Source organism: Microcoleus sp. LAD1_D5 (assembly GCF_036702115.1).
In the GTDB taxonomy this organism is placed as follows: Bacteria; Cyanobacteriota; Cyanobacteriia; order Cyanobacteriales; family Microcoleaceae; genus Microcoleus.
Map to the genome: position 1 here is coordinate 1 of NZ_JAUBSA010000124.1, position 6677 is coordinate 6677.

The following is a 6677-nucleotide window of genomic DNA, read 5'->3' on the forward strand; positions in this document are numbered from 1 at the left end:
GCCCTTCAAGTGGACTTATAAGGGTAAAGTATTAGCGGTTTAGTGGGTATTCTATTTTCGCCGAGCTGTACTAGTCACGTCAATTTCCACAACTAAATCTGGCGGCGGATCTTGATTGAGATCGATTTGTTCTTTGTCCCAAACCACATCCTCATTTTCGATATAGTAGCACTGATCCGGTTCCAAACCGCGAGCCAAATCCTCCCGCCTGCAAGTTAGAGAACCCAAACTGCAAATTTCAACATTCAATTCATCACTCACGCTTTCTACAAAACGTCCCAAGATTTTTTTGTACTTTTCGTGGGGGGCTGATGGAGTCATAATTTCTAAATTTCCGCGATCGTAAGTCAGGCGAATTCCTCTCTGTTGGGCTAACTCATTCACTAGGGATTCGTAAGTTTTCCAGCTAATGTTTTTCAGCAGAATTCCGCTACTTTGACTCGGGATCAGGGTGGCTGTCATGGCTACCTGCCTAGCTTTTAAATTATTGATTGTATATTAGCAAACATTATCTTGATTGATGCGCGATCGCCCTTTGAGAGAGACTTTTGAAGGGAGCATCTCTTTCGGAGAGTAAAAAGCATTTGTGAGGAGTGCGAGCGGGACGTTGGCTAGGTTGTATATCCCTAGCGAGTTCTCACACCGAACACTCCTGCGAAAATAAAATTGGGATACTTCCATTGACCAATGTTAAAAACTAGATTTTTCTAGTTTTTAACATCGGTGATTGACTGCGACAAATCACTTCGTCGCAGTCAATACATTACTTCGCGGCTTGACGCTCTTTTGCCGCCTTGATCACTTCTTCAGCGATGTTATTCGGACAAGGAGCATAGTGCGAGAAGGACATGGAAAACTGGCCGCGCCCAGAGGTCATAGTACGCAAGTCGCTAATGTAACCAAACATTTCGCTCAACGGTACATCTGCCTTGATCCGTGCTCCTGTTTGTCCTGTCTCCTGAGATTTCATCATCCCCCGGCGGCGGTTGAGGTCGCCGATCACGTCGCCCATGTAATCATCTGGAGTGAATACATCGACATTCATAATCGGTTCGAGCAACTGAGGCCCCGCTTTCGGCAGAGACTGCCGATAGGCTGCTTTGGCAGCAATTTCAAAGGCCATTGCTGACGAGTCAACGGGGTGGAAACCGCCTTCTAGAAGCGTGAATTTCAAGTCCAAGCAGGGGAATCCGGCCAAGACGCCTTTGTCGATGCAGCTTTCAAAGCCTTTTTCGACGGCTGGCCAATATTCTCTCGGCACGCTACCACCGGTCACTTTTGACTCAAACTGGAAGCCACTTCCCACCTCACCAGGCTCGATCACATAGCCGATTTTGGCAAATTGACCGGAACCACCTGATTGCTTTTTGTGGGTGTATTCGTCTTCGAGGCGCTTGGTAATCGACTCGCGGTAGGCCACTTGTGGTTCGCCGACTTCTACTTCGATGCCGTGGGTGCGCTTGAGAATGTCTACTTTGATGTCGAGGTGTAACTCGCCCATCCCCTTGAGAATCATTTCGCCGCTTTCTTGATCCGTCACCATGTGGAAGGATGGGTCTTCTTGCACCATCTTGGTGAGGGCTGCTCCCATTTTTTCTTCGCCACCTTTTTGTTTCGGTTTGACCGAAATCGAAATAACGGGATCAGGGAATACCATCGGCTCTAGGGTTGCGGGATTTTTGGGGTCGCAGATGGTGTGTCCGGTGCGGACGTTTTTCATACCGACGATCGCCACAATGTCCCCGGCTTGGGCCGATTCAATTTCTTCGCGAGAGTTGGCGTGCATTTCCACCAAACGGCTGATGCGCTCGGTTTTGCCTGTGGCGGTGTTGAGTACGGTGTCGCCCTTGGACAGAGTACCGGAGTACAAGCGTGTGAAGGTTAGAGCGCCGTAGCGATCGTCCATGATCTTAAACGCGAGTGCCCGCAATGGTCTGTTGGGATCGACGAGCGCAAACTCGCCGGTTTCCTCGCCATCGAGATCGACTTCTGGCTGCGGTGTGACTTCCATCGGGTTTGGCAGGTAGTCAACTACGGCATCAAGAACCAACTGCACGCCCTTGTTTTTAAACGATGAGCCACAGTAGGTGGGGAAAAATGCCCGATCGCGAGTACCTTTGCGAATACAGCGCTTGAGGTCATCAATACTCGGTTCATTGCCTTCGAGATATTGTTCCATCAGAGCGTCGTCTTGCTCTACGGCCAGTTCGATCAACTGTTCGCGCCAAGTTTCGACATCATCGACCATATCGGCGGGGACATCTTTAATTTCGTAGTTCATCGGATCGCCGGAGTCATCCCAGATCCAGGCTTTGCGGGTCAGCAAATCGACTACGCCACAAAACTTTTCTTCTATGCCGATCGGCAATACCATTACCATCGGTTTAGCGCCAAGGATTTTATCGACTTGCTTGACAACGCGGTAAAAATCTGCACCGGTGCGATCGAGCTTGTTGATGTAGATGACGCGAGCCACTTTGGAATCGTTAGCGTAGCGCCAGTTGGTTTCAGATTGCGGTTCAACTCCACCCGAACCGCAGAACACACCAATGCCACCATCGAGAACCTTCAAAGAACGGTAAACCTCGATCGTAAAATCGACGTGTCCCGGAGTATCAATGATGTTGAGCTGATGATCGTTCCAGAAGCAGGTGGTAGCAGCGGACTGAATCGTAATCCCGCGCTCTTGCTCCTGTTCCATGAAGTCAGTAGTCGCCGCGCCTTCGTGAACTTCACCAATTTTGTGGATTTTGCCTGTCAGTTTCAGGATTCTTTCTGTTGTGGTGGTCTTGCCAGCATCTACGTGGGCGAAGATGCCAATATTTCGATAACGAGTGAGATCTTTCATAATTACTGTTGAGATTAAATTCGACGAACCGTCGGCGACCACCTGCAAGCGTAACCAGCGAGGAATCAATGTTGCCTTAGGCGCCAGTACAGGCTAGATTTCCTTTCCCCTGTTTCTGGCAGAACTATCTTAATTTTGACACTTTCCCGTCATTCCTGCGAAGGATTTTTGGTTTAATCAGTACGGGAATCCTTACAATTCATAAAAATACCCTAGACCAAGGGAAAAATTTTCTGTGAAAGTTAGGTTGGGTTCAGAAAGTAGGTTGGGTTGAGGCAGGCGTACCCAACAAATTCTTGTTTTTGACGCTTCGCTCAACTTGATATTTTGCACCATTCTCAGCAAAACGGTATAAAGCGGGTTTTCCTGACAAAAAACCTCAGCTTTTACGTGACTTTGTGGCAAGAAACCCGGTTTCTGACATTAAATAGGTAGGTGCAAATAAATCAGCCTACGGGGAGAGGGTGGGTGAGTGCAGCAATAAACTGCCGACTTTGATAGATATTCGCTTAACCTGCGACTACAAAATATTATTAAAAACCCCGTTGCTGCGTCCAAAACTATCTAAGTCAAAATCGACCCGCTCATCATCCGCTGATATCTCCGCTCCAATTCATCCCGCACCACCGGCCATTGATTCAAACTTTCATCATTATCAATTACCATTTGAGCCGCCGCCCTCGCCAACTCCAAAACCTCCTGATCCTCCACCAAACTCGCCAAAGCAAAATCTGGCAAACCCGACTGCCGAGTTCCCAAAACCTGACCAGGCCCGCGCAATCTCATGTCCATTTCTGCAATAAAAAAACCATCTTGAGATTGTTCTAAAACTTTCATTCTCTGCATAGCTTCCGCAGTTTTGGAACCGGGCATTAACAAACAATAAGAACGGTTGCTGCCCCGACCCACTCTACCCCGCAACTGGTGTAGTTGTGACAGTCCAAAACGCTCAGAATTTTCAATCAGCATTACCGTGGCATTCGGCACGTCTACTCCCACTTCGACGACAGTAGTAGATACTAAAATATCCGTTTCTTTGTCCCGAAACTTAGAAATTGCCTCATCTTTGTCGGCACTGCTCATTCTCCCGTGCAGCAAACCCACCTTAAACTCAGGAAATACACTTTTTTCAAGTTTTTCTTTTTCCTCAATTGCCGATCGCACGTCCAACTTTTCCGACTCCTCCACCAGCGGCAGCACCACATAAACTTGACGCCCGCTCGCCACTTCCCGCCGAATCAAATCGTAAGCTTGAATCCGTTCTTTTGCAGACAGTACAGTGGTTTGAATCGCCTGCCTACCGGGGGGAAGTTCATCAATTTGACTCACATCTAAATCCCCATGCAGCGTCAGCGCCAGCGTTCGGGGAATGGGAGTTGCCGTCATCGTCAAAACGTGGGGAGCTTCGCCTTTTTGCTGCAATTTAGCACGCTGTTGTACACCGAATCTGTGCTGTTCGTCAATTACCGCCAAACCCAATTTATGGAAATTTACCGTATCTTGAATTAGTGCGTGAGTTCCCACTAAAACGGGCAATTCTCCGGTTTCTAACTGGTTGTGAATTTCTCGGCGCTTTGCTACTTTTGTGGAACCAGTTAACAGTTCAACAGACAAGTGCATCAAGTTAAACCAACTTACCAATTTGCGGTAATGCTGTTCTGCTAAAACTTCTGTGGGTGCCATTAAAGCGGCTTGATAGCCGGATTGAATAGCTGCTAGCATTGCCACGACGGCGACTACGGTTTTGCCGGCGCCGACATCGCCTTGAACTAATCTATTCATCGGTTGCGATGAAGCTAAATCGTTGAGGATGTCATTAATTACTCTTTCCTGAGCATTCGTCAACGCAAAAGGCAAGATTTCATAAAAATGTTCGATCAATTTGCCACTAGGAAGGATGACTGCACTCGCTTGAGCTTTCCTTTGGGTTTGGCGGCGCTTTAAAAGTCCTAATTGCAGGTAGAAAAATTCGTCAAAAACTAAGCGACGGCGGGCGGCTGCCAAACAATCTCGATCGAGCGGAAAGTGAATATTAGTCACGGCATCGGCTAAACCCATTAAACCGTAACGCTCGCGCAAATCCTCTGGTAGCGATTCTGGCAACATTTTCGCCGCCGGCATTGCAGCCAAAATCGATCGCCTCACCGAACCAGCATCCACCCCCTCCGTCAGCGGATAAACTGGTATCAGGCGGCCGACTTTCATTGATTCGATCGCACCGCCGGAGTCGTCTAATACTTCTAACTCAGGATTTTCTAAAGTAATTCCATATTTACCCTGCTTCACCAACCCGGAAGCTGCCAGCACCGCACCTGTACAATACTCGCGCTTTTTGAATTCTTGCCAGCCGCGATTGCTGTAGCGAGGGCCTGCAAAAAAACGACTTATTTTTATTTCTCCGGTGCGGTCTTTTAAAATTACTTCTAATATGGTTAATTTCTTATTCTTAGGACTAGAAAAGCAATTGCAGCGCTTTACTTCTGCGATTAAAGTGACAGTTTCCCCGGCTACTAGCTCGCGAATTTGTACTTGCTTTGCATAGTCGATGTGGTTGCGTGGATAGTAGTAAAGCAAGTCATATACAGTGTATAAACCCAGTTTTACCAGGCGGTTGCCGTTGGCGGGGCCAATGCCGGTGACGCGGGTTAACTGTTGGTCGAGAGTCAGGCTGGGCGGTGGGGGTGCTGTACTCAGGGGTGCTGTTCGGGGAACGGAAACTGTTGGGGCGGTTGTTTCGGAAGAGTTTGCGGGTCTGACTTGTCTTGCTGGTTCTTGCTGGTGGCGAGTTTCTTGTTCCCAAACTTGCTCCATTTGCCTCAGAAAACTGACCGTAATGGCGATCGAATGCTGGCGCTGTTCGAGATCCTTCTGGGGGTAGATGTCAAATTCCGCGGCTAGTTGTCTGGCTCGATCGCGCGCAGAAGCGGCCATAGCACCTGCCAGTTGTCTCAAACTCAGGCCCAGAAACTCGCTGAAGCGGTATTGACTGCCTTGGATGTCGTTAAATCCGCGATCGGCTTCTACTGAAAGAGCTTTTTGCAATCGCTGCCATTCGGGTTGGTTATTAGTCATCAGTCATTAGTAATTAGTCATCAGTCATTAGTCATTAGTCATTAGTCATTAGTCATTAGTCATTAGTTATTAATCATAGCTCAAGAATTCCAGACAACTGACAACTGACAGTTGTCAACTGACAACTGTCAATTGACAACTGACTAATCTTCAAACCAACTCGATCGCCAAGCCGACTCAGCCTCCACCACAGCGAGTTCCCGCTGCTTTTTCTGGTAATCGCGGCCCAGCGAGTTCAACTTTACAGATAGGTTACGAATTTGCTGGCGCCAAGCCGAGGTTCCCGCATCGGCAAACTCTATTTCCGATAGCCGCAGTTTAATCGCTGTAATGTGCAGCGCCCTACTACCCAAGGTTGCCGCCAATTTTCGCGATGCTGATGAGGCATCGGTTTCAATGATTAAGTTTAATAAGTTAGGCGGCCCGGCAACACTATCGCCGGAGGATTCAGCACCAGAAGCAGCTTCTAGAACCGGTTCTGGCAATTGACTCGGCAAGATTCCCGACTGTTGCAGCAAGCGGTTGGTGTCGCGCGAAAGCAGCTTGAGTATATGGACGATCGACTTTTCAATACTATTTTGCCAGCGTGCCAAACTTTCAGGGGAATTGGCGTTTGGCAATTGATAATTTGCCAAGGAAAATAGATAGTTAATGGCGGAAACTTGTTTTTTTTCCTCTTCTTCCTCTTCTTCCTCTTCTTCCTCTTCTTCCTCTTCTTCCTCTTCTTCCTCTTCTTCCTCTTCTTCCTCTTCTTCCT

At 48.1% G+C, this 6677-nt stretch carries 4 protein-coding genes; all 4 read right to left on the reverse strand.

What is annotated here, in order from left to right; translation table 11 throughout:
• Positions 1-51: 51 nt before the first annotated feature.
• The gene (locus QUA70_RS27090) at positions 52-462 is read right to left on the reverse strand and encodes a Uma2 family endonuclease (RefSeq protein ID WP_333325130.1); all 411 of its coding nucleotides are present in this window, start codon (positions 460-462) and stop codon (positions 52-54) included.
• A 301-nt stretch (positions 463-763) separates the two neighbouring features.
• Positions 764-2848: an elongation factor G gene (gene fusA, locus QUA70_RS27095; protein WP_333325128.1), complete on the reverse strand. Its 2085-nt coding sequence runs from the start codon at positions 2846-2848 to the stop codon at positions 764-766.
• A 564-nt stretch (positions 2849-3412) separates the two neighbouring features.
• Complete coding sequence (gene recG / locus QUA70_RS27100) at positions 3413-5920, reverse strand: ATP-dependent DNA helicase RecG (protein WP_333350900.1); 2508 nt, start codon at positions 5918-5920, stop codon at positions 3413-3415.
• Positions 5921-6063: 143 nt separating this feature from the next.
• Positions 6064-6677 (reverse strand): hypothetical protein (locus tag QUA70_RS27105; protein WP_333350899.1); only part of this gene is annotated, 614 nt, incomplete at its 5' end.